This window comes from Frateuria hangzhouensis, assembly GCF_026410505.1.
GTDB classification, from domain to species: Bacteria; Pseudomonadota; Gammaproteobacteria; order Xanthomonadales; family Rhodanobacteraceae; genus Frateuria_A; species Frateuria_A hangzhouensis.
Window position 1 is genome coordinate 21,549 of record NZ_JAPMIU010000004.1, and the last position, 24,969, is coordinate 46,517.

The 24,969-nt window shown below is 68.5% G+C and carries 31 protein-coding genes and 1 tRNA gene; 9 read left to right on the forward strand and 23 right to left on the reverse strand.

What is annotated here, in order from left to right; all coding sequences use genetic code 11:
• Window positions 1-20: 20 nt before the first annotated feature.
• The 8 genes from fabG to OSC30_RS05455 form a co-directional block, all read right to left on the reverse strand.
• Window positions 21-758 (reverse strand): 3-oxoacyl-ACP reductase FabG, encoded by a 738-nt coding sequence (gene fabG, locus OSC30_RS05420; RefSeq protein ID WP_267170826.1) that lies wholly within the window; start codon window positions 756-758, stop codon window positions 21-23.
• A complete protein-coding gene (locus OSC30_RS05425; protein ID WP_267170827.1) occupies window positions 755-1,195 on the reverse strand; it encodes a hotdog family protein in 441 nt (146 codons plus the stop codon). The genes fabG and OSC30_RS05425 overlap by 4 nt, the downstream gene beginning before the upstream one ends.
• Window positions 1,179-3,512, reverse strand: a complete 2,334-nt coding sequence (locus OSC30_RS05430; protein ID WP_267170828.1) for an MMPL family transporter — start codon at window positions 3,510-3,512, stop codon at window positions 1,179-1,181. The genes OSC30_RS05425 and OSC30_RS05430 overlap by 17 nt, the downstream gene beginning before the upstream one ends.
• A 20-nt stretch (window positions 3,513-3,532) precedes the next feature.
• Window positions 3,533-4,171, reverse strand: coding sequence for a LolA-related protein (locus OSC30_RS05435; protein ID WP_267170829.1), 639 nt, complete (start codon window positions 4,169-4,171; stop codon window positions 3,533-3,535).
• Window positions 4,095-5,048, reverse strand: coding sequence for a lysophospholipid acyltransferase family protein (locus OSC30_RS05440; RefSeq protein WP_267170830.1), 954 nt, complete (start codon window positions 5,046-5,048; stop codon window positions 4,095-4,097). The genes OSC30_RS05435 and OSC30_RS05440 overlap by 77 nt, the downstream gene beginning before the upstream one ends.
• Complete coding sequence (locus OSC30_RS05445; protein WP_267170831.1) at window positions 5,045-5,350, reverse strand: ApeI family dehydratase; 306 nt, start codon at window positions 5,348-5,350, stop codon at window positions 5,045-5,047. Before OSC30_RS05445 ends, OSC30_RS05440 begins: the two co-directional genes overlap by 4 nt.
• On the reverse strand, window positions 5,347-6,051 hold the full coding sequence (locus OSC30_RS05450; protein WP_267170832.1) for a COG4648 family protein: 705 nt from the start codon (window positions 6,049-6,051) through the stop codon (window positions 5,347-5,349). The genes OSC30_RS05445 and OSC30_RS05450 overlap by 4 nt, the downstream gene beginning before the upstream one ends.
• A gap of 85 nt (window positions 6,052-6,136) precedes the next feature.
• A complete protein-coding gene (locus tag OSC30_RS05455) occupies window positions 6,137-6,406 on the reverse strand; it encodes a phosphopantetheine-binding protein (RefSeq protein ID WP_267170833.1) in 270 nt (89 codons plus the stop codon).
• A gap of 90 nt (window positions 6,407-6,496) precedes the next feature.
• On the opposite strand from OSC30_RS05455, the gene OSC30_RS05460 reads away from it, so the two are divergent.
• Window positions 6,497-7,489, forward strand: coding sequence for a chorismate transformation FkbO/Hyg5 family protein (locus OSC30_RS05460; protein WP_267170834.1), 993 nt, complete (start codon window positions 6,497-6,499; stop codon window positions 7,487-7,489).
• Between the two features lie 130 nt (window positions 7,490-7,619).
• Here the strand turns inward: OSC30_RS05460 and glmU are convergent, their stop codons facing one another.
• The 15 genes from glmU to OSC30_RS05535 all read right to left on the reverse strand — a co-directional run bounded on the left by glmU (window position 7,620) and on the right by OSC30_RS05535 (window position 19,642).
• A complete protein-coding gene (glmU, locus tag OSC30_RS05465) occupies window positions 7,620-8,990 on the reverse strand; it encodes a bifunctional UDP-N-acetylglucosamine diphosphorylase/glucosamine-1-phosphate N-acetyltransferase GlmU (RefSeq protein ID WP_267170835.1) in 1,371 nt (456 codons plus the stop codon).
• Between the two features lie 63 nt (window positions 8,991-9,053).
• A complete protein-coding gene (locus OSC30_RS05470; RefSeq protein ID WP_267170836.1) occupies window positions 9,054-10,136 on the reverse strand; it encodes a DUF748 domain-containing protein in 1,083 nt (360 codons plus the stop codon).
• Between the two features lie 72 nt (window positions 10,137-10,208).
• Window positions 10,209-10,730, reverse strand: a complete 522-nt coding sequence (locus OSC30_RS05475) for an energy transducer TonB (RefSeq protein ID WP_267170837.1) — start codon at window positions 10,728-10,730, stop codon at window positions 10,209-10,211.
• A 197-nt stretch (window positions 10,731-10,927) separates the two neighbouring features.
• Entirely contained in the window at window positions 10,928-11,356 is a 429-nt protein-coding gene (locus OSC30_RS05480) for a F0F1 ATP synthase subunit epsilon (protein WP_267170838.1), read from the reverse strand.
• Between the two features lie 113 nt (window positions 11,357-11,469).
• Window positions 11,470-12,903, reverse strand: a complete 1,434-nt coding sequence (gene atpD / locus OSC30_RS05485; protein ID WP_267170839.1) for a F0F1 ATP synthase subunit beta — start codon at window positions 12,901-12,903, stop codon at window positions 11,470-11,472.
• Between the two features lie 142 nt (window positions 12,904-13,045).
• Window positions 13,046-13,963 (reverse strand): F0F1 ATP synthase subunit gamma, encoded by a 918-nt coding sequence (gene atpG / locus OSC30_RS05490; protein WP_267170840.1) that lies wholly within the window; start codon window positions 13,961-13,963, stop codon window positions 13,046-13,048.
• Between the two features lie 86 nt (window positions 13,964-14,049).
• A complete protein-coding gene (gene atpA, locus OSC30_RS05495; protein WP_267170841.1) occupies window positions 14,050-15,600 on the reverse strand; it encodes a F0F1 ATP synthase subunit alpha in 1,551 nt (516 codons plus the stop codon).
• Between the two features lie 127 nt (window positions 15,601-15,727).
• Window positions 15,728-16,261, reverse strand: coding sequence for a F0F1 ATP synthase subunit delta (locus OSC30_RS05500; RefSeq protein ID WP_267170842.1), 534 nt, complete (start codon window positions 16,259-16,261; stop codon window positions 15,728-15,730).
• A 5-nt stretch (window positions 16,262-16,266) separates the two neighbouring features.
• Window positions 16,267-16,737 (reverse strand): F0F1 ATP synthase subunit B, encoded by a 471-nt coding sequence (locus tag OSC30_RS05505; protein ID WP_267170843.1) that lies wholly within the window; start codon window positions 16,735-16,737, stop codon window positions 16,267-16,269.
• Between the two features lie 88 nt (window positions 16,738-16,825).
• Window positions 16,826-17,107 (reverse strand): F0F1 ATP synthase subunit C, encoded by a 282-nt coding sequence (gene atpE, locus OSC30_RS05510; RefSeq protein ID WP_209614961.1) that lies wholly within the window; start codon window positions 17,105-17,107, stop codon window positions 16,826-16,828.
• Window positions 17,108-17,192: 85 nt separating this feature from the next.
• Complete coding sequence (atpB, locus tag OSC30_RS05515; protein WP_267170844.1) at window positions 17,193-17,999, reverse strand: F0F1 ATP synthase subunit A; 807 nt, start codon at window positions 17,997-17,999, stop codon at window positions 17,193-17,195.
• A gap of 3 nt (window positions 18,000-18,002) precedes the next feature.
• Window positions 18,003-18,368 (reverse strand): hypothetical protein, encoded by a 366-nt coding sequence (locus OSC30_RS05520; protein ID WP_267170845.1) that lies wholly within the window; start codon window positions 18,366-18,368, stop codon window positions 18,003-18,005.
• Window positions 18,369-18,620: 252 nt separating this feature from the next.
• A complete protein-coding gene (locus OSC30_RS05525; RefSeq protein WP_267170846.1) occupies window positions 18,621-19,001 on the reverse strand; it encodes a phasin family protein in 381 nt (126 codons plus the stop codon).
• A 118-nt stretch (window positions 19,002-19,119) separates the two neighbouring features.
• Entirely contained in the window at window positions 19,120-19,482 is a 363-nt protein-coding gene (gene queD / locus OSC30_RS05530; protein WP_267170847.1) for a 6-carboxytetrahydropterin synthase QueD, read from the reverse strand.
• Between the two features lie 83 nt (window positions 19,483-19,565).
• Window positions 19,566-19,642: transfer RNA gene (locus OSC30_RS05535), tRNA-Met, on the reverse strand.
• 157 nt (window positions 19,643-19,799) lie between these two features.
• Here OSC30_RS05535 and OSC30_RS05540 point away from each other — a divergent pair.
• The 8 genes from OSC30_RS05540 to OSC30_RS05575 all read left to right on the forward strand — a co-directional run bounded on the left by OSC30_RS05540 (window position 19,800) and on the right by OSC30_RS05575 (window position 24,898).
• Entirely contained in the window at window positions 19,800-20,348 is a 549-nt protein-coding gene (locus OSC30_RS05540) for an RNA pyrophosphohydrolase (RefSeq protein ID WP_267170848.1), read from the forward strand.
• A gap of 55 nt (window positions 20,349-20,403) precedes the next feature.
• On the forward strand, window positions 20,404-20,601 hold the full coding sequence (locus OSC30_RS05545; RefSeq protein WP_267170849.1) for a (2Fe-2S)-binding protein: 198 nt from the start codon (window positions 20,404-20,406) through the stop codon (window positions 20,599-20,601).
• A 101-nt stretch (window positions 20,602-20,702) separates the two neighbouring features.
• Window positions 20,703-21,173: a bacterioferritin gene (bfr, locus tag OSC30_RS05550; RefSeq protein WP_267170850.1), complete on the forward strand. Its 471-nt coding sequence runs from the start codon at window positions 20,703-20,705 to the stop codon at window positions 21,171-21,173.
• 178 nt (window positions 21,174-21,351) lie between these two features.
• Window positions 21,352-22,092: a DUF6776 family protein gene (locus tag OSC30_RS05555; RefSeq protein ID WP_267170851.1), complete on the forward strand. Its 741-nt coding sequence runs from the start codon at window positions 21,352-21,354 to the stop codon at window positions 22,090-22,092.
• Window positions 22,093-22,094: 2 nt separating this feature from the next.
• Window positions 22,095-22,529 carry a bactofilin family protein gene (locus OSC30_RS05560; protein WP_267170852.1) on the forward strand — a complete coding sequence of 145 codons (435 nt, stop codon included), beginning with the start codon at window positions 22,095-22,097 and terminating at the stop codon, window positions 22,527-22,529.
• Window positions 22,530-22,581: 52 nt separating this feature from the next.
• Entirely contained in the window at window positions 22,582-22,950 is a 369-nt protein-coding gene (erpA, locus tag OSC30_RS05565; RefSeq protein WP_267170853.1) for an iron-sulfur cluster insertion protein ErpA, read from the forward strand.
• Between the two features lie 7 nt (window positions 22,951-22,957).
• A complete protein-coding gene (nudC, locus tag OSC30_RS05570) occupies window positions 22,958-23,908 on the forward strand; it encodes an NAD(+) diphosphatase (protein WP_267170854.1) in 951 nt (316 codons plus the stop codon).
• A 120-nt stretch (window positions 23,909-24,028) separates the two neighbouring features.
• Window positions 24,029-24,898: a CobD/CbiB family protein gene (locus OSC30_RS05575; RefSeq protein WP_267170855.1), complete on the forward strand. Its 870-nt coding sequence runs from the start codon at window positions 24,029-24,031 to the stop codon at window positions 24,896-24,898.
• The last annotated feature ends 71 nt before the right edge of the window (window positions 24,899-24,969 follow it).

The following is a 24,969-nucleotide window of genomic DNA, read 5'->3' on the forward strand; positions in this document are numbered from 1 at the left end:
CCTGTAGGAGCCCGGTTTTTTCAGGCCATGCCGCCGTTGATGCCGATGACCTGGCCGTTGATGTAGCCGGCGGCGTCCGAGCAAAGGAAGGCGACCAGCGCGGCGACTTCCTCCGGCTTGCCGGCGCGCTGGGCCGGGACCATCTCGCGGATGCGCTCGGGCGGGAACGTCTCGCCGATCATGCGTCCGGCGATCACGCCGGGCGCCACGACATTCGCGGTAATGCCGCGCGAGGCCATCTCGCGCGCCAGCGACTTGACCGCGCCGTGCAGGCCGGCCTTGGCCGCGGCGTAGTTGGCCTGGCCCCGGTTGCCGATCTGGCCGGCCACCGAGCCCACCGCCACCACGCGGCCGAAGCGCGCGCGCGCCATCGGCAGCAGCAGCGGCTGCACCACGTGGAAGAAGCCGTTGAGCGAGGTGTCGATCACGCGCTGCCACTGGCCGGCGTTCATGCCGGCCATCGGCGCATCGTCGTGCACGCCGGCGTTGCTGACCACGGCGTGGATCGGGCCGTCGGCCAGCAGGCCTTCCAGCGCGGCCTGCGTAGCGGCGCCGTCGGTCACGTCGAAGGCGACCGCCTGCGCCTGCCCGCCGTCGTCGCGAATGGCCCCGGCAAGCGCCTCGGCACGCTCCAGCGTGCGGTTGGCGTGCACGATCAGCTGGTAACCGGCGGCGGCCAGTGCACGGCAGATCGCGCCGCCGAGGTCGCCGCTGCCGCCGGTGACCAGGGCGCGGCGCGGGGTCGTGTGGGTACTCATGGCGTAGGCTCCCGGGGATGGATGACCGCGGCGCGGCCGCTGGCCAGCTCGCGTCCGGCCTGTTCGATGCGAAAGGTGTACTGCGCGCCGGCGTCATCCGCATAGAGGCATTGTGCATGGACGTCCAGACGTCCATCTTCGGGAACGTACTCGACCGCCAGGCGCACCTCGCGCAGGCTGACCAGCATGCCCGGCCGGGCCGCCTCCACGCCCCGCACACGCGCCAGCAGCGCGCCGTGCACGGCCATCGCCTGCGCGCCGTATTCGGCCAGGTGCACCGCATGCAGGCCGCGCGGTCCGCGCAGCGGGTTGTCGCCGTGGGCGTGGTCTTCGCTCATCGCGTGGAGACTATCGGCGTCCCAGTCCAGCACCGCGTCGAGCAGGCACATGCCGCCGGCGTGCGGGATCAGGTGGGACCAGTCACTCTTCGGCAGCATGGTCGGCTTGCGCGTGCGGCGCCATCAGGATGGAAAGGCAGAAATGGAAGGCTACGCCGAGGCTCACGGTCAGGCCGATCGCGCGCAGCACCGGGATGGTCGCCCAGGCCAGCATGCCGAACACCAGCAGCGCCGAGAGCACGCAGACCAGCGTGGCGTGCAGTGTGCGCCGCTGCTCGGCCGCATCGCCCGTGTCGCGCTCGAAGAACAACGCGTAGTGCAACCCCAACCCGCCGGCCAGGATCAGCGCGACCAGGTGGAACAGCGAGATCTCCACGCCGGCCACGCGTTCGACCGCCAGCACCAGGAAGGTCGCCAGGGTCATCGGCGCCAGCACGTGCCAGGCGCGGCGCAGGCTGCGCAGGGCCAGGCTGATGGTCAGCACCAGCAGGATCGTGGCGGCCAGCAGCGCCTGCAGGATGCGCGTGCGGTAGGCGACCACCAGCGATTCGGCGGCGCCCTTCAGATCCAGCAGGCGCACGGCGCCGCCACTGCCCCGGGCCAGCGCCGCGAGCGCCGCGGCGTCATGCACGCCACTGACCGTGCCCAGGCCGAGCCAGTGGCCGTCGCGCTCGACCAGCATGCCGGCCAGGCGCTGGCCCAGCGGGCTGGCCGCGAAGGCCTGCGGCGTGAGTGGCGGCAGGCTGCGCGCGGTGGCCACGTCGGCCACGAACGGTGCGAACAGGTCGCCGCGGAATGGCAGGCCGTCGGTGGCTTCGGCGAGCGCGTGCTCCAGCCTCGGACGGGCGGGCAGCTTCTGCTGGCGCGCGCGCTGGGTCGCCGCGCTGGGCAGGTAGCGCGAGGGCAGTTCGATGGCATCGACCGCGTGGTCGGCGACCAGCCCGCCCACCGCCGGCTCCAGCGTTTCCGACAATGCCAGCACCGCCTCGGGCGTGGCCGCCTGCAGGATCAGCAGGTAGCGCACATCCGGGGCGCCCAACGCGGCGCGCAGCCGCGCGTCGCGCTGCAGCAGCTCGGTCGGCAGCGGGGTGAGCGCGGCCAGGTCGTTCTGCCAGAACGGTCCGCGCGCCAGCGCCAGCATCGCCACGATGACGACCGCCACGGCCCAGGGAATCCAGCGCGGCCGCGGCAGCGTGTCGACCGCGCGACGCAGGCGCGTGAGCCACGGCAGCGCGGCGACATCGCGCACGCGCGCCGGCAGCAGGTACGGCAGCAGGTAGCGCGTGCTGAAGCCGGCGGCGAGCAGGCCCACGATGGTGAATACCGCCAACTGCTTGAGGCCGTTCACGCCCGAGGCGTAGAAAGCCAGGTAAGCGATGCACGCCGAGGCGATCGCGGTGAGCAGCAGCGGCCACAGGTCGCGCACGCTGGCCACCGCGTCCTCGCCGGCGCGGCGATGGCTGAGCACGCGGATCGGGTATTCCTGCGCCACGCCGAGCAAAGTGAAACCGAACGCCAGGGTGATGCCGTGCACCTGCGGGTAGATCAGCGTCAGCGCGGCGATGCCGGCCAGCGCGCCGCTGGCCACCGGCAGCGCGGCCAGCAGCAGCGAAACCACGCTGCGGTAGGCGAGCAGCAACAGCACGATAAAGCCGATGGTCGAGACGCGTCCGATCCAGTCGGCCTGGGTGCGCGTCTGCGTGCTGGCGACCACGCTGAAGTAGCCCGGGCCGGAAACGACCAGCGTCGCGTCGCGCCCCTCCGGCAGCGCGTGCAGCGCCTGCTCGATGCCGGCGATGGCCGCCTGCTGCGCGTCCGGATCGAAGCCGGGTGCGCGCGTCTGCACCAGCAGCAGCGCCTCGCCCCTGGGCGAGAACCACACGCCGTCGCGGATCTCCGGCGAGCGCGCCGGCGCCCAGCGCTGCGCGAGCTTCAGCACCTCCAGCGTGGGATCGCGCGGCAGCAGGCCCTTGAACAGGCTGGCCGCCGGCGATGAGAGCTCGTCCAGGCGCTGCTCCAGCTGGTCGCGCAGGAACGGCGCGTCGAGCATGTGCGTATCCAGCGTGGGCGAGAGCAGGTAGCGATAGGGCAGCAGCTTCGGGTCGAGCGTGGTGAGGTCGAAGCTGCCGTTGAGCACCTGCGCGTAGCGCGGATCGGCCGCGAGCCTGGTGGCCAGCGCCTGGCTCAGGCGCGCGAGGGTGGGCTCGTCCTTGCCGGTGATCGCCAGCAGCAGCAGGCGCGAACCGGGGCCCTCGCCGACCTGCTCCATCAGCAGGCGCTGGTCGGGCGTGGTCGGCGCCGGCATGAAGCTGCGCAGGTCGGAGCTGACCTCCAGGTGCCTGACCACCCACCACCCCAGCAGCGCGAGCGCCAGCAGCCATCCGGCCAGCAGCGCTGCGCGCGCGCGCAGCGGCATGCTCAGGCGACCGTGCACCCTCATCCGCCCTGGCAGAGCGCCGCGAGCGCCTCGCGGGTCGGCTCGGCCGGCATTTTTGCGGCCAGGCTGCCGAGCAGGTCGATGGCGACGTCGCCGTCGGCTTCCTGCATCCACATGCAGCGCGCTTCGTTGCCCTGGCCGTCGATGCGGATGCTGGCCACGGTGCGGGCCACGTCCAGGTCGCGCGGGGTCAGGGTAAGCGTCCAGGTGCCGCGGGCATCGCCGCGGCGGGCGATCGCGAAGGCCTTGCGCAGCCGGCCGGGATCGCCGCCGAGCAGCGCTACGAAGCTGTCCACCAGCACCTTCAGCTGCGGCGCGCGTTCCAGCGAGAAGCTGCGTTCGCCCTTGCCCTCGCGCTGCTGGGTGACCTTGCCGTCGGCGATGCGCGCGGTTTCCTCGTGCGGCTTGAGCACGTGGCGCTCGAGCGTGTCGCCACCCAGCCAGGACAACTCGCCGGAGACCACCAACGGACGCTCCAGCACCTGCATGAAGCGCGCTTCGGCAAACGCGGTGCGCGCCGGCGCGGGGCGGCCGAGCCCGGCGATCAGCGCGTCGGTGGCGTCAGGTGCCGAGGCGCTCGCCGAGCAGCTCAGGGCCAGGGTGCACAGCAGTGCGCCGATCTTGCTGCCAGAAGTCATAGAAGTTGAACCAGTTGTAGGGGGCCACGTGCACGTAATGCTCCAGCCGCTGGGCATAACGGGCGATGAGCGCGTCCAGCGCCGGGCCGCGGTCGTGGCGCGGGATGTCCACCCGGTCGGCCATCGGTTCGAACACCAGCCGGTAGCGGCGGCCGCCCAGGTACAGCCCGAAACAGAGCACGACCGGCACCTTGAGCGAATGCGCCAGCAGCCAGGGGCCGACCGGGAAGGGTGCGTTCTGGCCCAGGAACGGCGCGTGCCGCAAGGCTTCGTGGCTGCGCCCGCGGTCGGCCAGCAGCGCCACCAGCGCGCCGCGCTCGCAGGCCTCGGCGATGGCCAGCGTGATCGAGGTGCCGTCCTGCGCGGCGTCGATCACGCAGGCGCCCACTTCCGGCGCCAGCGCTTCGAGCAGCTCGGTCATCGCCGGCGTCTTCTGCTTGTCCAGCAGCACGCGCAGCGGCATGTCCGGGCGCCGCGCGCCGATCGCACGCAGCGCCTCGAAGCTGCCCTGGTGCGAGCCGAACAGCAGCACGCCGCGGCCCTGCGCCAGGCGTTCGTCGAGCATCTCCAGGCCGACCGTCTCGATCTCGAACGGCTTCTCGCCGTGGGCGAGCAGGAAGATCCGGTCCATGATCGTGGCGGCGAAGCAGTGGATGTGCCGCATCACCTGCCAGGTCGAGGCGCGGCGGCCGAATGCACGGGTCAGGTAGACGCGCGAAGCGGCGCGCTCGGGTCCGCGGCGCAGGAAGAAGTACAGCGTGATCGGATACAGGAACAGCCGCCCGAACCGCCGCCCGCCGTAGAGCGCAATGTTGCGGATCAGCCACAGCGCGAAGCGGCCGCCGCCCTCGGGCCGGCTTTGCCAGTGTTCGGTCATGCGTGCGCCGCTCCCTCGACCAGGCCGCGCGCCAGCAGGGCGCCAGCGCGGCGTATCTCGAAGCGTACCTGCGCGCCGGCCGGCGTCAATTGCAGTTCGGCCGGCTCGTCCGGCAGCAGCGGGGCGACGAACTTGGCTTCGCGCACGCAGGCCAGGCGCTCGCCGCGCCACGCCCGCAGCGCGTGGGCGACCTGTTCGAGCAGCAGCACGCCGGCGACCAGCGGCCGTCCCGGAAAATGCCCCGGCAGGCTCGGATGGTCGGCCGCGAAGGAAAAGGTGGCGTGGTAGCCGTCGGTGGTCATGGTGCGCGGTTCCTGCCGCGGATCAGCTGCGGCCAGCGTAGCGCCAGCCGGTGCAAGAGTGCATGCAGGCCCAGGTGCGGCAGGTGTCGCAGGTGCCAGCGACGGTACAGGTACTCCAGCACGAACACCGCGGCCAGCAGCAGGTAGACGCCCACGTGCACGTAGGCCTGCACCCAGGCCTGCGGCACCGGCCACGGCGGCGCCACGCCCAGCCGCGCCAGCACGCCGCCGGGCACCTGGCAGAACAGCATCACGCCCAGCACCAGCGCCTGCGCGGCCAGCAGCACCGCCCAGAACGCGGTGAGCTGGCGCGCGTAGCGGACGATGCCGGGCATCGCCAGCCGCGGCGTGCCCTCGATCGCCTCGATGAACTGCTCCACCAGCGGTTGCCAGCCGGCACGCAGGGTGCGCCCGAAGATCCAGGCCAGCAGCAGGTTCAGCGCCAGCGGCACGGCATCGAGCGCCAGCGCGGCCAGGTCGCGCGCGGCCAGCACCGCCATCGCCCCCAGCAGGCCCAGCCAGAGCAGCCACGCGCCCGGGCGTCCGCGACGCAGCGCCGGCCACAGCAGCAGGCCCAGCAGCAACGCCAGGGCCGCCAGCGACAAGCCCTGGCGATGGGTAAGCGCGCCGGCGACCGCCAGCAGCGGATAGGCGAGCAACAGCGGCAGCGGGCGCCCACCGGGGCGCCGGGACTCGGACATGACGTGCGCGTGCATCAGGGTGGGAAGGGGCAATGATCCGCGCGAAGAATGGCCGGACACGCCATGGCGGCGCGCGCGCCCGGGTTCAGGCGGCGCGGTTCTGCTCGATATGTGCCGAAAGCGTGGCCAGGCTGGTGAAGATCTGGCGGTTGTCGGGGTTGTCCGAACGCAGCTGGAAACCGTAGCGCTTGGACACGGCCAGCGCGATTTCTAGGGCGTCGATCGAATCGAGCCCCAGTTCGCCGCCGAACAGCGGCGCGTCCGGCTCGATCTGCGCGGGCGCGACCGATTCCAGGTTCAGGCTCTGGACGATCAAGGTGGCCAGCTCGTGCTGCGCCGCGGTCTGTTCTGCCATGCGAAGTTCCGTACCCCATGTGTGCCTCCCCCCGGCGGCAACAGGCGCGGAGTGTAACATAGCGGCCTTGTTGCTCCTGGTTCGCAAGGCATGATGCAAGGTTGTGAAAACGCGCTGGTCGAAACGTTGCCGCGGCGCGCGCCGCGGGTCGCCTACCGCAGCGGGAAGGTAGCCGCCGCGCTGGCCGAACCGGGCACGCTGGCGGTGTTCGGTTTCGGCAGCGGGACGGCGGCGGAAGAGGATCCGCGCTGGTTCCGCGTGGCACTGGAAAGCTTCGATGCGCCCGCGCCGCTGGAGCTGTGGCAGGTCGACGCCGAGGTCAGCCACGGCCGCGACGGCGCGGTGCGCTGGGCGGCCGGCGGCGGCTGGCTGTTTGCCGCGGTGGAGCTGGACGAGGCCGACCACGGCGGTCCCGGCGGCGCGGCCACCTGCGCTTACCAGGAGCTGCGCCGGCTGGTCGAGTGCCGCGCCGAGCGGCACGTGCTGCGGGTATGGAACTATCTCGAAGCGATCAACCAGGGCGAGGGCGACGCCGAACGCTACAAGCAGTTCTGCGAGGGCCGCGCGGCGGGCATGGGGTCGTTCTTCGCCGAAGGTTTTCCGGCGGCGACCGCAATCGGTCATCACGGCCCGGCCGGCCGCCTGCAGGTGTACGTGCTGGCCTGCGACCAGCCGGGCGAGCGCGTCGAGAACCCGCGCCAGGTCAGCGCCTGGTGCTACCCGCGCCAGTACGGCCGCACGCCGCCGAGCTTCGCCCGCGCCATGCTGCTGCCGGCGCAGGACGCGCTGGCCATTTCCGGCACCGCCGCGGTGGTCGGCCACGCCTCGGCGCACGGGGACGACCTGCAGGCGCAGCTGGAGGAGACCTTTGCCAACCTGGAAGCACTGCTGGCCCAGGGACGGCTGGCGCCCGGCTTCGACACGCAATCGCCGCTGAAGACCTACGTGCGCCATCCCGCCGATGCGGCGCAGGTACGCGAGTTCATCGCCCGCCGCCTGCCCGGCGTGCCGGTATTGCTGCTGCACGGCGACATCTGCCGCAGCGAGCTGCTGGTGGAAATCGACGGCTGGCGTTACGCCTAGAGCTCTGCTCCTCCCTCTGCTCGCAGGGGAGGCTCGGAGGGGGTCGCTCTTGTGCCAGACCCAGAGCACCCCTCCCCAACCCTCCCCTGCAAGCAGGGGAGGGAGTGGTCCGACGCGAACCGGAGCGTTCCTACTTCGGCTTCTTTACCGGGCGCCGGTAGCCCTGAATGGTCTGCTGCCGCCCGCGCGCCACGGTCAGCTCGCCCTCGGGCGCATGATGGGTGATCACCGAGCCGGCACCGATGGTGGCGTTGGCACCGATGTTCACCGGCGCCACCAGCGCGCTGTTCGAGCCGATGAAGGCGCCGTCGCCGATCTGCGTCAGGTGCTTGTTGGCGCCGTCGTAGTTGCAGGTGATCGTGCCGGCGCCGACGTTGACGCCCGCGCCAATGCGCGCGTCGCCCAGATAGGTGAGGTGGTTGGCCTTGCTGCCCTCGCCCAGGCGCGCCTGTTTGGTCTCGACGAAATTGCCCACGTGCACGCCTGCTGCCAGTTCGGTGCCCGGCCGCAAACGCGCGAACGGACCGATGGTGCAGGCGCCGTGGGTGACCACGCCCTCCAGGTCGCAATGGGCCAGAACCACGGTACCGGCGGCCAGCTGTACGTCCTTCAGGCGCACGAACGGGCCGATGCGCACGTCGTCGCCCAGTACCACGCGGCCTTCGAGCACGACGTCGATGTCCAGCTCCACGTCCATGCCCGCCTGCACTGGGCCGCGGACCTCCAGCCGCGCCGGGTCGGCCAGCCGCACGCCCGCCAGCAGCAGTTCGCGGGCCGCGCGGCGGCGATGCTGGTCCTCCAGTTCGGCCAGTTGCAGCGGGTTGTTGGCACCGGCCGCCTCGACCGGGTCGGTGCATTCGATGCAGGCGGCAGGCTTGCCTTCAGCGGCGGCCATGGCGAAAACGTCGGTGAGGTAGTACTCGCCCTGGGCGTTGTTGCGGTCGAGTCGGCCGATCCAGCCGCGCAACGCGTCGGCGCCTGCGGCCAGGATGCCGGTGTTGACCAGGCGGATGGCCCGCTGGCCGGCGTCGGCGTCCTTTTCCTCGACCACTCCGGTGATGCGGCCGTCGGCATCGCGCAGCACGCGTCCGTAGCCTTGCGGCTCTTCCAGCACGGTGGCGAGCAGCGCCAGGCCGTCGGCCGCAGCCAGTGGCGCCACGGTGTCGGCACGCAGCAAAGGCACGTCGCCGTAGAGCACCAGCACGCGCGCCTGGCCGGGAACCTGCGCCAGCGCCTGCGCCACGGCGTGTCCGGTACCCAGCCGCTCGGCCTGTTCGACCCAGTCCAGGTCGGCGTCGGCGGTGAAGGCGGCCCGCACCTGCTCGCCGGCATGCCCGTGCACGACGTGGATGGCCGCGGGCGAAAGCGCCCGCGCGGTGTCCAGCACGTGCGCCAGCAGGGGCCGGCCGGCCAGCGGCATCAGCACCTTGGGCTTGCGGGATTTCATGCGCTTGCCCTCGCCGGCGGCGAGGATCACGACGTGCAGGGGCGAGGCGGGCATGCGGGCACCGGAGCAGGTGGAAGTCGCCGGTCAGGATAACAGCGCGTCCGTGAAGCGGACTGGTCAGCCTTCCTTCTCGGGCGCCGGCTTCAGGTCTTCCAGCTTGGGCGAGTAGGCCTGCACGAAGGCGTTGTGCAGCACGTTGAGGACCGCCCGCCAGGTGCCCAGGTCCTTGCTGTCGATGCGTCCGCTGATCGGCACCTTGGTGGCGAACTGGTCCTTCTCATGGTTCTTGAACAACCAGGTCACGCCGCTGGCGACCGCCTCCCACGCGACCCGCAGCGGGTTCTCGCCATCCTGCTCGACGTCCTGCTTCCAGCTGAACACCTTGACGTCGTGCAGCAGCGGCTTGGCATAACCGTTGAGCTCGCCATTCTTGGCTTCCAGCTGCATGACGAACGTGCCGGCGCCAGCGGCGAAATCCAGTTTGGCATAGGCGCGCGCCAGGTCGTTCAGGCGTTTGAGTTCGATGTCGCGGATGCGCAGGGCGAAGGTGAAATCCAGCAGCTTCGGATCCAGCGGATCGAAGCTGGCCTTGGCCATCATCGGGGCATTGCCGAGCACCCTGGCGGTGGCGTTGAAGTCGGCCACGCGGCGGCCGCCGCTGCGATCGGCGTTGCTCAGGTTGACCGCGGTGGCCTCCACGTCGGTCATCTTCATGTCCACCTTCGGATGCGAGACGAAGTTGTGGAAGGTGACCTGGCTGTTGTGCACGGTCAGTTCGTCCAGGCGGATCGGCAGCAGTCCCTCGAGTTGCGCACGCCAGTCCACGCCCTTGCCGGCCTGGCTCGCCGCCTGCTCGCCGCCGTCGACGAAATTCAGGCTGGCATGGTCGAACACCACCCGACCGCGGACGGTGCCATGGGTGAGCGCGCGCCAGCTGATCGCGATGTCGGTGGTGGCCACGGAGAAGAATGGCACCGGCACCTTGCCGTCGACCTTGTCGATGCGCAGGTCGCCGAGGCTGTAGGCGCCGCGCCAAAGATGGATGTCCACGTCGGCGACATGGCCGTGGTAGTCGCCCATGTGGTCCATCTTGCGGTTGAGGTAATCCTTGACCACGTAGGGCAAGGCGATCCGCGCCACCACGAGCAGCGCAACCACGATCACGACGCCGATCAGCGTGCGGCGGACAGCGTGTTTCATATGCGCTCCTGACAGCCCAGCCCGGATGAGTCTAGGCGCGCGATTGTGGGCGGCGCGTCCAGAGCGCCGCGCTCAGCGGCGTGCGGGATCCGGGCCGGAGGACACCGAAGCGTGGCCATGCTCGCAGCGAAAACTGAACACGTAGTCGAGGCTGAAGGGCTTGGTCTCGCGGTCCACCGGATGGCTGGTACCGTTTGCGTCGGACGCCCAGCGGGTGATGGTGAGCGGCGCGTAGCGCCATTCCCGCACCGCCTGGCGCACGGCGGCGACGAATGACCGGCGCGTCGGGGCCGGGTCTATGCGCACGTCGCTGACGTGACCATCGGCGGCCACGATCACCCGCGCCGGCAGCTCGACCAAGGCTGCACAGGCGGCCAGCATGGACTTGGGGTAGGCGGGCGGTTCATGTGCCTCGAGCGTGGCGCCCATGGCGATCTGGCCCAGCGCCAGCCGGTAATGCGCCAGACTGCTGTCGGTGGCGCTGCGGTAGCTTGCCGAGCCGACGCCAGGCTCGGCCGGCGGCTTCGGCTTCGGCACGGTGCTGGCGCAGCCGGCCAGCAAGGCGACGGCGAGGACCATTGTCACGCGGGTCATGGCGATTCCTTCCCTCGGGGCCCAAGGCAGCCTAGCCGGGCGGATTCGAGGCGACAATCGGCGCGCTCCTTCGTTTTCCGGAGCGAGGGTTCGGATCGGTACTTTTCGCAACACCCCCGTCCTATCCCCGAAGGAGGGAGGAGCCAAACGAAAACGCCGGCGCAAGGCCGGCGTTTTCGGTCAGGGCTGGCGGCCCGTCAGTGCTTGAGGTTCTTGCGCAGGCGCTCGAGCGCCTGCAGCTGGGTCAGTGCGGCGACCAGCTTGGCCTGCGCCTCGGCCACGTCAATGGCGTCGGAGCGGTTGGCCAGGGCTTCCTCGGCTTCCTTCTTGGCGGCCAGCGCGGCGGCTTCGTCGATCTCCTCGGAACGCACCGCGGTGTCGGCCAGCACGGTGACCGCGTGCGGCTGTACTTCCAGGATGCCGCCGCCGGTGATCGAGATGTCGACCTTTTCGCCGCCGGCCTCGGTCACGATGACCTTGCCCGGCTTCAGGCGGGTGATCAACGGGGCGTGGCGGGGCGTGATGCCCAGCTCGCCTTGGTCGCCGGTGGCGACGACCATCGTGGCCTCGCCCGAGTAGATCGCGGCTTCGGCGCTGACGACTTCGACGCGGATGGTGGTGGTCATGCTTGGTCTCGCTCTGCTCGACGGGATTCGGGAGTCGGGAGTCGGGATTCGCCAGGCGGAGCGGGCTTCGCTTTAACGAATCCCGACTCCCAATCCCGAATCCCGGAAGGCGCTTACGCGGCCTTCTTCGCCGACATCTCCTCGCCCTTCTTGATCGCCTCGTCGATGCCGCCGACCATGTAGAACGCCTGCTCCGGCAGGTGGTCGACGTCGCCGTCCACGATCATCTTGAAGCCGCGGATGGTTTCCTTCAGCGACACGTACTTGCCCGGCGCGCCGGTGAACACTTCGGCCACATGGAACGGCTGGCTGAAGAAGCGCTCGCACTTGCGGGCGCGCGAGACGACCTGCTTGTCTTCTTCGCTCAGCTCGTCCATGCCCAGGATCGCGATGATGTCCTTGAGCTCCTTGTAGCGCTGCAGCATGCCCTGCACGCGGCGGGCGACGTCGTAGTGCTCCGGGCCGATCACGTTCGGGTCGAGCTGGCGGCTGGTCGAGTCGAGCGGGTCCACCGCCGGGTAGATGCCCAGCGCGGCGATGTTACGGCTCAGCACCACGGTCGCGTCCAGATGCGCGAAGGTGGTCGCCGGCGACGGATCGGTCAGGTCGTCCGCGGGCACGTACACGGCCTGGATCGAGGTGATCGAGCCGGTCTTGGTGGAGGTGATGCGCTCCTGCAACACGCCCATTTCCTCGGCCAGGGTCGGCTGGTAGCCCACCGCCGACGGCATGCGGCCGAGCAGCGCGGACACCTCGGTACCGGCCAGCGTGTAGCGGTAGATGTTGTCGACGAACAGCAGCACGTCCTTGCCCTTGCCGCTCTCGTCCTTCTGGTCGCGGAAGTACTCGGCCATGGTCAGGCCGGTCAGCGCCACGCGCAGGCGGTTGCCCGGCGGCTCGTTCATCTGGCCGTAGACCATCGCCACCTTCGACTCGGGCAGCGCGTCCAGCTTGACCACGCCGGCATCCTGCATCTCGTGATAGAAGTCGTTGCCCTCGCGGGTGCGCTCACCCACGCCGGCGAACACCGACAGGCCCGCATGCTGGGTCGCGATGTTGTTGATCAGCTCGAGCATGTTCACCGTCTTGCCCACGCCAGCGCCGCCGAACAGGCCGACCTTGCCGCCCTTGGCGAACGGGCACACCAGGTCGATCACCTTGATGCCGGTTTCCAGCAGCTCGTTGGCCGCGGCCTGCTCGTCGTAGGACGGCGCCTCGCGGTGGATGACCCAATGGTCCTCGGCATTGATCGGACCGACTTCGTCGATCGGGTTGCCGAGCACGTCCATGATGCGGCCGAGCGTGGCGGCACCGACCGGCACCTTGATGCCCTCGCCGGTGTTGTGCGCGACCAGACCGCGGCGCAGGCCCTCGGTGGAACCCAGCGCGATGGTGCGGACGATGCCGTCACCCAGCACCTGCTGGACCTCCAGCGTGATGTCCATGCCGTCGATCTTCAGTGCGTCGTACACCTGCGGCACCTGATCGCGCGCGAACTCGACGTCGATGACCGCGCCGATGATCTGAACAACTTTGCCCTGGCTCATGGATGTGCTCCGGATGGATTTCTTAGGTTTCTTTGAAAAGCGCCACCGAAGCGTCGCTCTTGTGAAGAGTGCGGCCATGGATGGCCGCTTTTTGATCTGTTCTTGCGAGCATGGATGCTCGCACTAGTAAACACCGCAGCACTCACACCGCCGCAGCACCGCCGACAATCTCGGAAATTTCCTGCGTGATCGCTGCCTGACGCGCCTTGTTGTAGCTCAGGGTCAATTCGGCGATCACCTTGTTGGCGTTGTCCGAAGCGCTCTTCATGGCCACCATGCGCGCGGCATGCTCGCTGGCGAGATTCTCCAGCACGCCCTGGTACACCACCGACTCGACGTAACGGCCGAGCACGTGCTCGAGCACCGCCGCGGCATCGGGTTCGTAGATGTAGTCCCAGTCGTGGCTCTGCTCCAGCGTGATGCCGGCATAGGCCGACTCGCCGGCCTGCTGGTGTGCTGCCAGTTCGGCCGCCACCAGCGGCAGCGGCAGCAGCGCGTCGACCGACGGCTTCTGCGTCATGGTGTTGACGAAGTCGTTGTAGGCCAGGAACACGCGACCAAGGTCGTTGGCCGTATAGGCGTCCAGCACCACCTTGATCACGCCGACCAGCTGCTCCAGCTTTGGACGCTCACCCAGCTGGCTGACGCTGCCGACCAGGTTGACGCCCTTGATGCGGCGGAAAAACTGGTTGGCCTTCTGGCCGATGGCCACCACGTCGACCTGTACGTTCTGGTCCTGCCACTGGCGGATGGCCGGCAGCAGGCGGCGGAACAGGTTGGAGTTGAGGCCACCGCACAGGCCGCGGTCGGTGGAGATGACGATGAACGCCACCCGCGCCACGTTGTCGCGCTCGACCAGGAACGGATGCTTGAAGTCGGTATTGGCCTGCGCAACATGCGCGATCACCCGGCGCATCATCCGCGCATACGGACGCGAGGCCTTCATCAGGTCCTGCGCCTTGCGGATCTTCGAGGCCGAGACCATTTCGAGCGCGCGCGTCACCTTGCGCATGTTCTGCGTGCTCTTGATCTTGGTTTTGATTTCGCGACCGCTTGCCATGCTCTGTGCTCTCGGGTTCGAACTTCGTAGGGCGGGCTTCAGCCCGCCGTCGTCGTGCCTGGTGGGCCGAAGCCCACCCTACGGGTTCACCAGGAACCGGTCTTCTTGTACTCGTCCAGGCCGCTCTTGAAGGCGCCCTCGATCTCGCCATTCCAGTCGCCGGTGGCCACGATCTTCTTCATCAGGTCCTCGTGGTTCTGATGGAAGAAGGCGTGCAGGCCCTTTTCGAACGGCAGCACCTGGGCGACCGCGAGGTCGTCGAGGTAGCCCTTCTCGGCGGCGTACACCGACAGCGCCAGCTCGGCGATCGACAGCGGCGCGTACTGCCGCTGCTTCATCAGCTCGGTCACGCGCTGGCCGCGGTCGAGCTGGGCGCGCGTGGCCGGGTCCAGGTCCGAGGCGAACTGCGCGAACGCGGCCAGCTCACGGAACTGCGCCAGCGACAGCTTCACGCCGCCGGAGAGCTTCTTGACGATCTTGGTCTGCGCCGCACCACCCACGCGCGACACCGAGATACCGGCGTTCACGGGCGGACGGATGCCGGCGTTGAACAGGTCGGTTTCCAGGAAGATCTGGCCGTCGGTGATCGAGATCACGTTGGTCGGCACGAACGCCGAGACGTCGCCGGCCTGGGTCTCGATGATCGGCAGCGCCGTGAGCGAACCGGTCTTGCCCTTGACCTCGCCGTTGGTCTCCTTCTCGACGTAGGCCTCGGACACGCGCGCGGCGCGCTCGAGCAGGCGCGAGTGCAGATAGAACACGTCGCCCGGGTAGGCTTCGCGGCCCGGCGGGCGCTTGAGCAGCAGCGAGATCTGACGGTACGCCACGGCCTGCTTGGACAGGTCGTCATAGACGATCAGCGCGTCTTCGCCGCGGTCGCGGAAGTACTCGCCCATGGCGCAGCCCGAATACGGCGCGATGTACTGCAGCGCGGCCGACTCGGAGGCCGAGGCGACGACGACGATGGTATTGGCCAGCGCGCCGTTTTCCTCGAGCTTGCGCACCACGTTGGCGATCGACGAGCGCTTCTGCCCGATCGCGACGTAGATGCTGTAGATGCCCGAATCCTTCTGGTTGATGATCGCGTCGATCGCCACCGCGGTCTTGCCGGTCTGGCGGTCGCCGATGATCAGCTCGCGCTGGCCACGACCGATCGGGATCATCGAGTCGATCGCCTTGTAGCCGGTCTGCACCGGCTGGTCGACCGACTTGCGCCAGATCACGCCCGGCGCGACCTTCTCGATCGGCGAGGTCTTCTTGGCGTTGATCGGGCCCTTGCCGTCGATCGGATTGCCCAGCGCGTCGACGACGCGGCCGAGCATCTCCGGGCCGACCGGCACTTCGAGGATGCGGCCGGTGGTCTTGGCGGTGTCGCCTTCCTTCAGGTGCTGGAACTCGCCCAGCACCACGGCGCCGACCGAGTCACGCTCGAGGTTCAGCGCGAGCGCGAAGGCGTTGCCCGGCAGTTCGATCATTTCGCCCTGCATCACGTCGGCCAGGCCGTGGATGCGCACGATGCCGTCGGACACGCTGATGATCGTGCCCTCGTTGCGGGCCTCCGCGCCGAGCTTGAACTGCTCGATGCGGCTCTTGATCAGTTCGCTGATCTCGGACGGGTTCAAGGTGGTGCTGGACATGGTCGCTTTCCTGAATTTGGGAATGCTTTTCAAGAGTCCGACCCCATGGTCGGCGTGCTCTTTGATTTTTTTCAGAGTCGGCCATGGATGGCCGGTTCCGCTTTCGCGGCACGCATGCCGCGTTCAATCAATGCGTCAATGCGGTCGAGAGCCGCTGCAGGCGACCGCGGGCGGAGCCGTCGATCACCTCGCTGCCGGTGTCGATCACCACGCCGCCGAGCAGCGCCTCGTCGACATGGGTCTCCAGCTCGATCTCGCGCTTGAAGCGGCGCTTGAGCGAGTCCTTCAGCTGGTCGGCCTGGGCGGCGTCCAGCGCCATCGCGCTGGTCACCTTGACCTTCAGCTGTGAACCGGCCTCGCGCTTGTGCTCCTCGTACAGCTCGGCCACTTCGGGCACCAACGCCAAGCGGCGCTGTTCGGCCAGCGAGGCCAGGAACTGCGCGAACGGCGTATCCGTGCCCATGCCCTGCGGCAGATGCAGCGCCACCAGTTGCGAGGGCAGCACGCGCGGGTCGCCGACCAACGCGGCCACGCGCGCATCCTTCGCCACCACGGCGGCGAAGGCGAACGCCTGCGACCAGTCGCCGAGCGCACCGGCCTCGTGCGCCAGCTCGAAAGCGGCGCGCGCGTACGGACGGGCGAGGGTGATTGCCTGGGCCATGGCCTTTAAACCTCGGCCGCGAGCTGGTCGAGCAGGGCCTTGTGCGTGGCCGGGTCGATCTCGCGCTGCACGATCTTGGCGGCGCCCTGCACGGCCAGCGCGCCGACCTTCTCGCGCAGCTCTTCGCGGGCACGCTGCGCCATCGAGGCGATGTCGTCCTGCGCGGCGGCCTTCAGGCGGTTGATCTCGCCGATCGCATCGGCACGGGCCTTGTCCAGGATCTGGTTGGCCTGCTGCTGGGCGCGATCGATGATTTCCGAAGCCTGCTGGCGCGCCACCTTGATCTCGGCGGCCACCTTGGTGTCGGCGTCGCGCAGCTCGGCGCGGGCGCGCTCGGCGGCATCGAGGCCTTCGGCAATCTTGAGCTGGCGCTCTTCGATAGCCTTGTTGAGGTGCGGCCAGATGAACTGGACGCAGAACCAGATCAGGATGGCGAAAGCGATCATTTCGCCGATCAAGGTCGCGTTGGGAAGCATCGCTGCATACCTATAAATGCGGTGGTACGGCTACGGGCGCCGCGGCGACGCCCGTAGGGGAACGGCGCCGAAGCACCGTCGAGGCGACTTAACCGGCGGCGGTCAGGCTGGCCAGCAGCGGATTGGCCACCGCGAAGTACATCGCCAGCGCCACGCCGATCAGGAACGCCGCGTCGATCAGGCCGGCCAGCAGGAACATGCGGCCCTGCAGCAGCGGCACCAGCTCCGGCTGGCGGGCGGCGGCTTCCAGGAACTTCGAACCCATCACACCGATGCCGATACAGGCACCGAGGGCGCCCAGGCCGATGATGAGGCCCAGCGCGATGGCGGTGAAACCCTGGACTTGCGCGATTTGAACGATAGCTTCCACGACGATCTCCTCAGAAAGAAAAGCTTTGTTGTTCGGTTGAAAATTGTTCGACTAGAAAATTGTTCGACTAGAAACGGACAGCAAATCAGTGGTGCTCGTGGGCCATCGAGATGTACACGATGGTCAGCACCATGAAGATGAAGGCCTGGATCGAAATGATCAGGATGTGGAAGATGCCCCACACGGTGTAACCGACGATGCCCATGCCGTAAAGCAGCCAGCTGCCGGCGCTGAACAGGCCGGCAATCAGCATGAACACGAGCTCGCCGGCGTACATGTTGCCGAACAGTCGCATCGCCAGGCTCACCGGCTTGGAGAGCAGCTCGACCAGGTTCAGCGCGAAATTGGGGATCCACAGCAGCGGGTGCTTGCCGAACGGCGCGGTGAACATCTCGTTCATGTAGCCGCTGAAGCCCTTGGCCTTGAAGCTGTAGAAGATGATCAGGATCAGCACCGTCAGCGACATCGCGAAGGTCATGCTGGTGTCGGCCGTGGGCACGGCGCGGAAATGGCCGATGCCGAACTTCTCGGTGATCCACGGCAGCAGGTCGACCGGCAGCAGGTCCATCGCGTTCATCAGGAACACCCAGACGAACACCGTCAGTGCCAGCGGGCCCAGCACGCGGCGATCGCCATGGAAGACGTCCTTGACCTGGCCGTCGACGAACTCCAGCACGATTTCGGCAAACGCCTGCCCCCTGCCCGGCACGCCGGCGGTTGCCTTGCGCGCCTTCATCCAGAACCACAGGCAGAACAGCACACCGAGCACCAGCGACACGGTGATCGAATCGATGTGCACCGCCCAGAAGCCCTCCGGATTGGCGTGCGGAGTCAGGTGCTTCAGGTGGTGGGAGATGTATTCGGTAAGACCGCCGTGCGGCTCGCTTGCCATGTGTCAACCCTTGAATCGAAACGCCAGCAGATGGACCGCGTAAGCAGCCGCCAGCCCCGTAATGGCGGCCAGCGGCGGCAACTTCAGTTGAATCAGGATCATGCCCATCCCTCCGATGACCACGATCCACTTGAGGATCATGCCCATCAGCAGCCGGCCAAACGCCATGCCTGCCCCATGCATCCCGGCGAAGGCCCGCGCGCCAAGCAGCGCGTTGCCCAGCGCCACCACGAGGGCGGCTGCAGCGGCCGCCAAGGCTTCACGGCGCCCCTGCATCAGGAAAACGAGGCCGACCAGTACCGCCACGGCCAACTGCCACATCACGATGCGCAGCGCCAGACGACGACCGGAGGCAAGACTGTTGAGCACGTGTGTCCCCGCGAGGCTTCGCACCAGGCGTCACCCTTACCGCCACGGGCCACGATCCAATCCGCAAAAGTATATCAGTCGGCCATTTGGCCGGACAAGCCGCAACGACTGCGACATGTTGTCGTGCGGGCGCCGGCGTTCACTTTTCGCACGACGCAAGTTCTTGCACGCGGCCAAAAAAAGGGCCGGACAATCCTGTCCGGCCCTGGGAGCGCGCCCGTCGAGGGGAAGGGAGGGGCGCCGCAGAAGGTTTTACTTCGCCGCGGCCTTGCGACCACCCGGCGCCACGGCCGCATCGTTGGCGGCCTGCCGCGGCTGCGCGAGCGCGCCGAGCGATTCGGCGGTCTGCCTGCCCACGGCGACCAGGCCCTGGCTCAGCACCACCGCCTGCTCGGCCTGCTCGCGGCCCAGCGCCACGCCCTTGTCCCACAGGCCACGAAGCGCCTCGGCGTCACGCGCCTGGCCGGCAGCTGCAAAAAAACCCGCGGTGGAACGGGACTGCTGTTCCAGCGCGCCCAATTGCAGGCCGGCAGCCTGCTCGATGCCCTTGAGCATCAGCGCCTGCGCCCTGAAGGCGTTGTCGGCGAACTGGCGGGCGTAGTCGAACACCTGGGAATCGAACGGATGGGTCATGGCTTGTCCCTCGCGGGAGTCTTGGGAGTGAGACAAGCCTAGCAGACATTTTTGTGCGGTGCAACATGCATCGTGTATAGATACCGCCTGCCGCTATGGGGAAAAATTTTGCGGCGCGTCAGAAACTGGCCCGGCTGCAACTGGCGCCCGACGTACAGGTTTCATGCACCACCACCCGGTCCAGCCCCGACAGGCGCGGCTCCAGCCGACGGAAGATCCAGCGCGCCAGCGTCTCGCTGGTGGGGTTTTCCAGTCCGTCGATGTCGTTGAGGTAGTGGTGGTCCAGCTGTTCGAACAAGGGGGCGAAGGCCGCCTTGACGTCGGCGAAGTCCATCACCCAACCCAGCGCCGGATCGGGCTCGCCCTCGACGTGGATCTCGATGCGGAACGAATGCCCGTGCAGGCGCGCGCACTTGTGGCCGGCCGGCACGTGGGGCAGCCGATGGGCCGCCTCGATCTGGAACACTTTATGGATATGCATGGCGAGCCATTGTATGACGGCCCATGGCGGGACCGCGGGCAGCGGAAGCAGCGATGCGAGGAAAACACGGCGCCGCAGGCGCGTGGTGGCTATGGGTGGACTCGAACCACCGACCCCAGCATTATGAGTGCTGTGCTCTAACCGGCTGAGCTACATAGCCTTGGGGCGTCGCCGGCGCGGTGCGCCAACGGAGCCCGGCAGTGTAATCGGCGCACCCGGCCGGTTCAAGCCTCTTCGCTTTCCGGCTCGGCGCGCGCTATGGTTGAATCCGGGCCCCGGCCGCTGCACGCGCGGCATGCACGGCTCGAGGAGGCGACATGATCGACGCGGATGGCTATCGCCCGAACGTAGGCATCGTGCTGCTCAACGGCGATGGTCAGCTGTTCTGGGCGCGCCGCGTCAGCCACGACGGCTGGCAGTTTCCGCAGGGCGGCATGCGCAGCGACGAGACGCCGCTGGAAGCCATGTACCGCGAACTGGCCGAGGAAACCGGGCTGGCGCCCGATCAGGTCGAGGTCATCGCCAGCACCCGCGGCTGGCTGCGTTACCGCCTGCCCAACCGCTACGTGCGCCACCACCAGCGCCCCACCTGCATCGGCCAGAAGCAGGTGTGGTTCCTGCTGCGCCTGGCTGCCGGCGAGGACGCATTCAAGCTCGACGCCTGCGACAAGCCGGAGTTCGACATCTGGCGCTGGGTCGACTTCTGGTACCCGGCGGTGCATGTGGTGAACTTCAAGCGCCAGGTGTACGAGCGGGCGCTGCGCCATTTCGCGCCGCTGGTGGAGGATTTGCTGAGCGTCCAGCTCGGCACCCTGCCGCGCACGGCCGACGACGGTGCCCGCCCCGGCAACCGTGCGGTGGCGTGAACCACCAGCGAAGTATGTTTGACAATCATTCGCATTCGCGCTTGAATGCGCGCCCATGTACATCTGTCTCTGCAACGCCGTCACCGACAACGACATCCGCCGCGCCGTGGCCGATGGCGTGCGCAGCTTTGCCGAACTGCAGGCACGCACGGGTTGCTCCGATTGCTGCGGCTGCTGCGAGCCCGAAGCACGCGCCACGCTGGATGCCGCACTGGCGCAGGTGACCTTCCCGCTGCCGCTGATCACCGCCTGACGCACGCTCGGGCGCGAAGCAAAAACCGCAACCATTCGCGTTTCCACGCGGCAGCGGGCCAGCCCGTATAGTCACCGGTCGGACGGCACCGGAGACTCCCCATGAAAGGCGACGCGAAAGTCATCGAGCACCTCAACAAGGTGCTCTACAACGAATTGACCGCGATCAACCAGTACTTCCTGCATTACCGCATGTTCAAGGATTGGGGCTACGGCGAACTGGCCGAGCACGAGTACAAGGAATCGATCGAGGAAATGAAGCACGCCGATCGGCTGATCGAACGCATCCTGTTCCTCGACGGCCTGCCCAACCTGCAGCACCTGGGCAAGCTGCGCATCGGCGAGAACGTGCTCGAATGCATCCAGGGCGACCTGGACCTGGAGCTGGCTGCCGCGATCGACCTGCGTGCGGCGATCGCGCACAGCGAAGGCATCGCCGACTACGTCAGCCGCGACCTGTTCAAGGCCATCCTGCACGACGAGGAAGAGCACATCGACTGGCTCGAGACGCAGCAGAACCTGGTCAAGGACATCGGCGCCGAGCGGTACCTGCAGAGCAAGATGGGCAGCTGAGCCTCCGCGGCCTTCCTTGCGGGGGCCCACTTGCGGGCGATGGTCTTCTGCCACCGTGGCAAAAGCATCGCCCACAAGTGGGCTCCTACAGGAATGCTGGCCAAAGCGTGCGGCCGTTCCTTGACGCTTTCGTCACGCTCCGGCTATATCGATCACCCCAGCAGTGCCGGATTTCCACATGGCTTCACGCCCGCCCCCGCGCTTCGTCGTGCGACCGCACGATGAAGCCAGCCTGCGCCGCCGCCGGCTGTGGCTGGGCGTTGCGTGGCTGGCCAGCCTGCTGGTGACCGCGGCCGTGGTCGGCACCTTGGCCTGGCGCACCACGCCGGCGGCGGTCGACCATCGCGAAGCCAGACAGCTGGCCGCGCAGAACGAACAGCTCAAACAGCAGATCGCCAACCTCAAGCGCGCGCAGCAGGTCACCGAAATCGCCACCCGGTCGCTGCGCGGCACGCTGACCGAGCGCGACGAGGAAATCAACGGCCTGCGCGCGGACCTGGGCTTCTACTCGCGCCTGGTTGGCGGCAGCGCGCAACGCGAAGGGCTCAAGGTGCAGGAGGTGCAGCTGCGCCCGGTCACCGGCTCGCGCGCCTGGAACCTGGCGTTGAGCCTGACCCAGAACGCCAAGCGCGGCCGCGACGTCAGTGGCATCGTCACCCTTGCCGTCGAAGGCGTGCACGGCGACAAGGTGGTGGCGCTGGACTGGTCCCGGCTCGGCGACGCCGCGCAAAAGGACGGCCTGCCGTTCCGCTTCCGCTATTTCCAGCAATTGCACGCCACGTTCATGCTGCCGGCCGGCTTCAAGCCGACCCGGCTGCGCATCCATGTCAAACCCGAGGGCGACGATGCCGTCGACCGCACCGTGGCCTGGAACGACGCCCTCTCGGGCAACCTCACCACCATCGAAGGGGGAAACTGACCATGCTCAACCGTCGACGCACCGATCGCGCCAATGGCAGCAACGAAACCAGCCTGATCGCGCGCGGCACCGTGATCCGCGGCGACCTGCGCTTCAGCGGCGCGCTGCATCTGGACGGCCGCATCGAGGGCGCCGTCCTGGCCGAGAGCGAAGATGCGGTATTCACCCTGAGCGAGCAGGGCCAAGTGCAGGGCGACATCCACGTGTCGCACGCGATCATCAATGGCTCCGTGCAGGGCGACATCCACGCCGCCGAGCGGCTGGAACTGGCACCGCTGGCGCGCATCACTGGCGACGTGCACTACCGCACGCTGGAAATGGCCGCCGGGGCGCAGGTGAACGGGCGCATGAGCCATCGCGTCGAGCCGGTGGCACGCGAGCTGCCCTCGCCGGCCGCCGTCGAGGACGCCGAACTGGATGAGGCGGTGCCGGCCTGATCCGCCAGGCGCTATCCTTGAGATCGCGCCTTCGCAACCGCAGATTTGCCGCATGGAAACCTTCGTTTCGATTCCCGATTACCGCCAGGCCGGCGCCCCGCTGGTCTTCACCGAGGCCGCCGCGCGCAAGGTGCACGAGCTGATCGTCGAGGAGGGCAACCCGGCGCTGAAGCTGCGTGTGTACATCTCCGGCGGCGGCTGCTCGGGCTTCCAGTACGGCTTTACCTTCGACGAGGCGCAGGCCGAGGACGACTTCGCGCTCGATCGCGAGGGCGTGACGCTGCTGGTCGATCCACTCTCGCTGCAGTACCTCACCGGTGCGGAAATCGACTACGCCGAAAGCCTCTCCGGCGCGCAGTTCGTGATCCGCAATCCCAACGCCAAGACCACCTGCGGCTGCGGCTCCTCGTTCTCCACCTGAGCCGCCGATGAGTGCGGGCGCCACCAATGTCTTCGCCGGCCTGAGCCTGGTGCTGGACCGGATGTCCGAACGCCGGGACGAGCAGGCGTGGCTGGCCGAGCAGGCCGGCTGCGGCGAAGCGCGCTACCTGCTGCTCGATCCTTCCGGCGAAAGCTACCTGCTGCGCGACGCCGAGAGCCTGCGCTGGCTGAGCGGCGCCGAACGGTGCGAACTGTTCGCCGAACTTCCGACCAGCTTGCTCGGCATCGCCGACGGCTGTCCGCACTTCCTGCTCGCGCTGGACGAAGGCCACGCGCTGGAGACGCTCGAAGAGCGCCTGGCTGCCCGCCGCATCGGCCTGCGCGAGGCCGGTCTGCGCCTTCCCACCGCCGAGGCGGGCCTGTTCGCCTATGCCAAGGGCCTGGCCCACTGGCAACGCGAGACGCGCTTCTGCAGCGGCTGCGGCGCGCCGCTCGAGCGGGTCGCCGCCGGCCATCGCATGAAGTGCACCGACGCGTCCTGCGGGCGGCTGCACTTTCCGCGTACCGACGCGGCGATCATCGCGATCGTCGAATACGAAGGGGCCTGCCTGCTCGGCCGGCAGGCGGGCTGGCCCAAGGGACGCTGGTCGGCGCTGGCCGGCTTCGTCGAACCGGGCGAATCGCTCGAAGACGCCGTGCGCCGCGAGGTGGCCGAGGAAGCCGGCGTGCGCGTGGGCGAGGTGCATTACCACTCCTCGCAACCCTGGCCGCTGCCGGCGTCGCTGATGGTCGGCTTCATCGGCGCCGCGATCGACCCGACGATCGACCTGCGCGATGGCGAGCTGGAAGACGCACGCTGGTTCACACCCGGACAGATCGTCGCCGGGCTCGCCGACGGCAGCTTCGCTCCGCCGACGCGGCTGTCGGTGTCCTACCAATTGCTGGCGGACTGGCTGCGCGAACACGCCGGGCTCGAACTCGACGCGCTCACAACCTGACCGCTCTTTTGTAGGAGCCCACTTGTGGGCGATGCTCTTGCGGTGGACGCCAAGGCATCGCCCACAAGTGGGCTCCTGCATGCTTGCCCTAGAATGGCCGCGCATCCTCAGGAGTTTTCGATGGCCCTCAGCCTGCTCGCCGCACTCATCGCCCTCGGCCTGTTGCACCTGTTGCCGCAACTGGCGCAGTGGCGCGGCGACGGCGTGTTCCGCGGTTGGGTGCGGCAGCTGGACGACACCGCCGGTCGCGGGCGCGTGCTGCTGACGCTTATCGTGCCCACGGTGCTGTGCCTGCTGCTGGCCGAGCTGCTCGGGCAGGTGCCGCTGGGTGGTTTCCTGCAGCTGGCCTTCGCCGTGCTGGTGCTGCTCTACGCGCTGGGCCCGCATGCGTTCGAGGCCGACCTTGAGGCGATCCTTCGCGCGCCCGACGCCGTCTCCCGCCACACCGCCGCGCAGCGGCTGGCCGAGCCGGGCGGGCAGGTCGCCTGGAGCGCCCACGCGCTGGGCGAGGCGGTGGCGATCGCCGCGCTGCGCCGGCGCTTCGGCGTGCTGCTGTGGTTCTTCCTGCTCGGGCCCGCCGGCGCCCTGCTGTACCGGCTGGCGCAGACACTCGGGCGCGACGACACGCTGGCGCTCGATGCCGGCAGCCGCACGCATGCGCGCTTCGTCGCCAACGCGCTGGACTGGCTGCCCGCGCAGCTGCTGGTGTTCACCCTGGCGCTGGTCGGGCACTGGGACGCGGTGATGGCCGCCTGGCAGCGCTGGCGCCTGCACGCGGCGCCGACCAGCTGGTACACCGATGGGCCGGATTTCCTCGCCGCCGCCGCCTGCGCCGACATCGACGTGGAGATCGATGCGGGCGACGGCTATGCCGAGGAACGCACTGATCCGCTGCTGGAGCTTACCCGCATGCGCAGCGCGTTCCTGCGCGCGTTGCTGGCATGGTTGAGCATCGTCGCGCTGATCGTGCTGGGCGGCTGGGTCACCTGAGTCCCGACACCCTGTAGGAACCCACTTGTGTGGCGATGCTTTTCGCCACGGTGGCAGAAGAGCATCGCCCA

Bases quoted from the DNA above. Each gene is read 5' to 3' on its own strand.
- fabG (WP_267170826.1), bottom strand. From the start codon at position 758: ATGAGTACCCACACGACCCCGCGCCGCGCCCTGGTCACCGGCGGCAGC.
- OSC30_RS05425 (WP_267170827.1), bottom strand. From the start codon at position 1,195: ATGCTGCCGAAGAGTGACTGGTCCCACCTGATCCCGCACGCCGGCGGC.
- OSC30_RS05430 (WP_267170828.1), bottom strand. From the start codon at position 3,512: ATGCCGCTGCGCGCGCGCGCAGCGCTGCTGGCCGGATGGCTGCTGGCG.
- OSC30_RS05435 (WP_267170829.1), bottom strand. From the start codon at position 4,171: ATGACTTCTGGCAGCAAGATCGGCGCACTGCTGTGCACCCTGGCCCTG.
- OSC30_RS05440 (WP_267170830.1), bottom strand. From the start codon at position 5,048: ATGACCGAACACTGGCAAAGCCGGCCCGAGGGCGGCGGCCGCTTCGCG.
- OSC30_RS05445 (WP_267170831.1), bottom strand. From the start codon at position 5,350: ATGACCACCGACGGCTACCACGCCACCTTTTCCTTCGCGGCCGACCAT.
- OSC30_RS05450 (WP_267170832.1), bottom strand. From the start codon at position 6,051: ATGTCCGAGTCCCGGCGCCCCGGTGGGCGCCCGCTGCCGCTGTTGCTC.
- OSC30_RS05455 (WP_267170833.1), bottom strand. From the start codon at position 6,406: ATGGCAGAACAGACCGCGGCGCAGCACGAGCTGGCCACCTTGATCGTC.
- OSC30_RS05460 (WP_267170834.1), top strand. From the start codon at position 6,497: ATGATGCAAGGTTGTGAAAACGCGCTGGTCGAAACGTTGCCGCGGCGC.
- glmU (WP_267170835.1), bottom strand. From the start codon at position 8,990: ATGCCCGCCTCGCCCCTGCACGTCGTGATCCTCGCCGCCGGCGAGGGC.
- OSC30_RS05470 (WP_267170836.1), bottom strand. From the start codon at position 10,136: ATGAAACACGCTGTCCGCCGCACGCTGATCGGCGTCGTGATCGTGGTT.
- OSC30_RS05475 (WP_267170837.1), bottom strand. From the start codon at position 10,730: ATGACCCGCGTGACAATGGTCCTCGCCGTCGCCTTGCTGGCCGGCTGC.
- OSC30_RS05480 (WP_267170838.1), bottom strand. From the start codon at position 11,356: ATGACCACCACCATCCGCGTCGAAGTCGTCAGCGCCGAAGCCGCGATC.
- atpD (WP_267170839.1), bottom strand. From the start codon at position 12,903: ATGAGCCAGGGCAAAGTTGTTCAGATCATCGGCGCGGTCATCGACGTC.
- atpG (WP_267170840.1), bottom strand. From the start codon at position 13,963: ATGGCAAGCGGTCGCGAAATCAAAACCAAGATCAAGAGCACGCAGAAC.
- atpA (WP_267170841.1), bottom strand. From the start codon at position 15,600: ATGTCCAGCACCACCTTGAACCCGTCCGAGATCAGCGAACTGATCAAG.
- OSC30_RS05500 (WP_267170842.1), bottom strand. From the start codon at position 16,261: ATGGCCCAGGCAATCACCCTCGCCCGTCCGTACGCGCGCGCCGCTTTC.
- OSC30_RS05505 (WP_267170843.1), bottom strand. From the start codon at position 16,737: ATGCTTCCCAACGCGACCTTGATCGGCGAAATGATCGCTTTCGCCATC.
- atpB (WP_267170844.1), bottom strand. From the start codon at position 17,999: ATGGCAAGCGAGCCGCACGGCGGTCTTACCGAATACATCTCCCACCAC.
- OSC30_RS05525 (WP_267170846.1), bottom strand. From the start codon at position 19,001: ATGACCCATCCGTTCGATTCCCAGGTGTTCGACTACGCCCGCCAGTTC.
- queD (WP_267170847.1), bottom strand. From the start codon at position 19,482: ATGCATATCCATAAAGTGTTCCAGATCGAGGCGGCCCATCGGCTGCCC.
- OSC30_RS05540 (WP_267170848.1), top strand. From the start codon at position 19,800: ATGATCGACGCGGATGGCTATCGCCCGAACGTAGGCATCGTGCTGCTC.
- OSC30_RS05545 (WP_267170849.1), top strand. From the start codon at position 20,404: ATGTACATCTGTCTCTGCAACGCCGTCACCGACAACGACATCCGCCGC.
- bfr (WP_267170850.1), top strand. From the start codon at position 20,703: ATGAAAGGCGACGCGAAAGTCATCGAGCACCTCAACAAGGTGCTCTAC.
- OSC30_RS05555 (WP_267170851.1), top strand. From the start codon at position 21,352: ATGGCTTCACGCCCGCCCCCGCGCTTCGTCGTGCGACCGCACGATGAA.
- OSC30_RS05560 (WP_267170852.1), top strand. From the start codon at position 22,095: ATGCTCAACCGTCGACGCACCGATCGCGCCAATGGCAGCAACGAAACC.
- erpA (WP_267170853.1), top strand. From the start codon at position 22,582: ATGGAAACCTTCGTTTCGATTCCCGATTACCGCCAGGCCGGCGCCCCG.
- nudC (WP_267170854.1), top strand. From the start codon at position 22,958: ATGAGTGCGGGCGCCACCAATGTCTTCGCCGGCCTGAGCCTGGTGCTG.
- OSC30_RS05575 (WP_267170855.1), top strand. From the start codon at position 24,029: ATGGCCCTCAGCCTGCTCGCCGCACTCATCGCCCTCGGCCTGTTGCAC.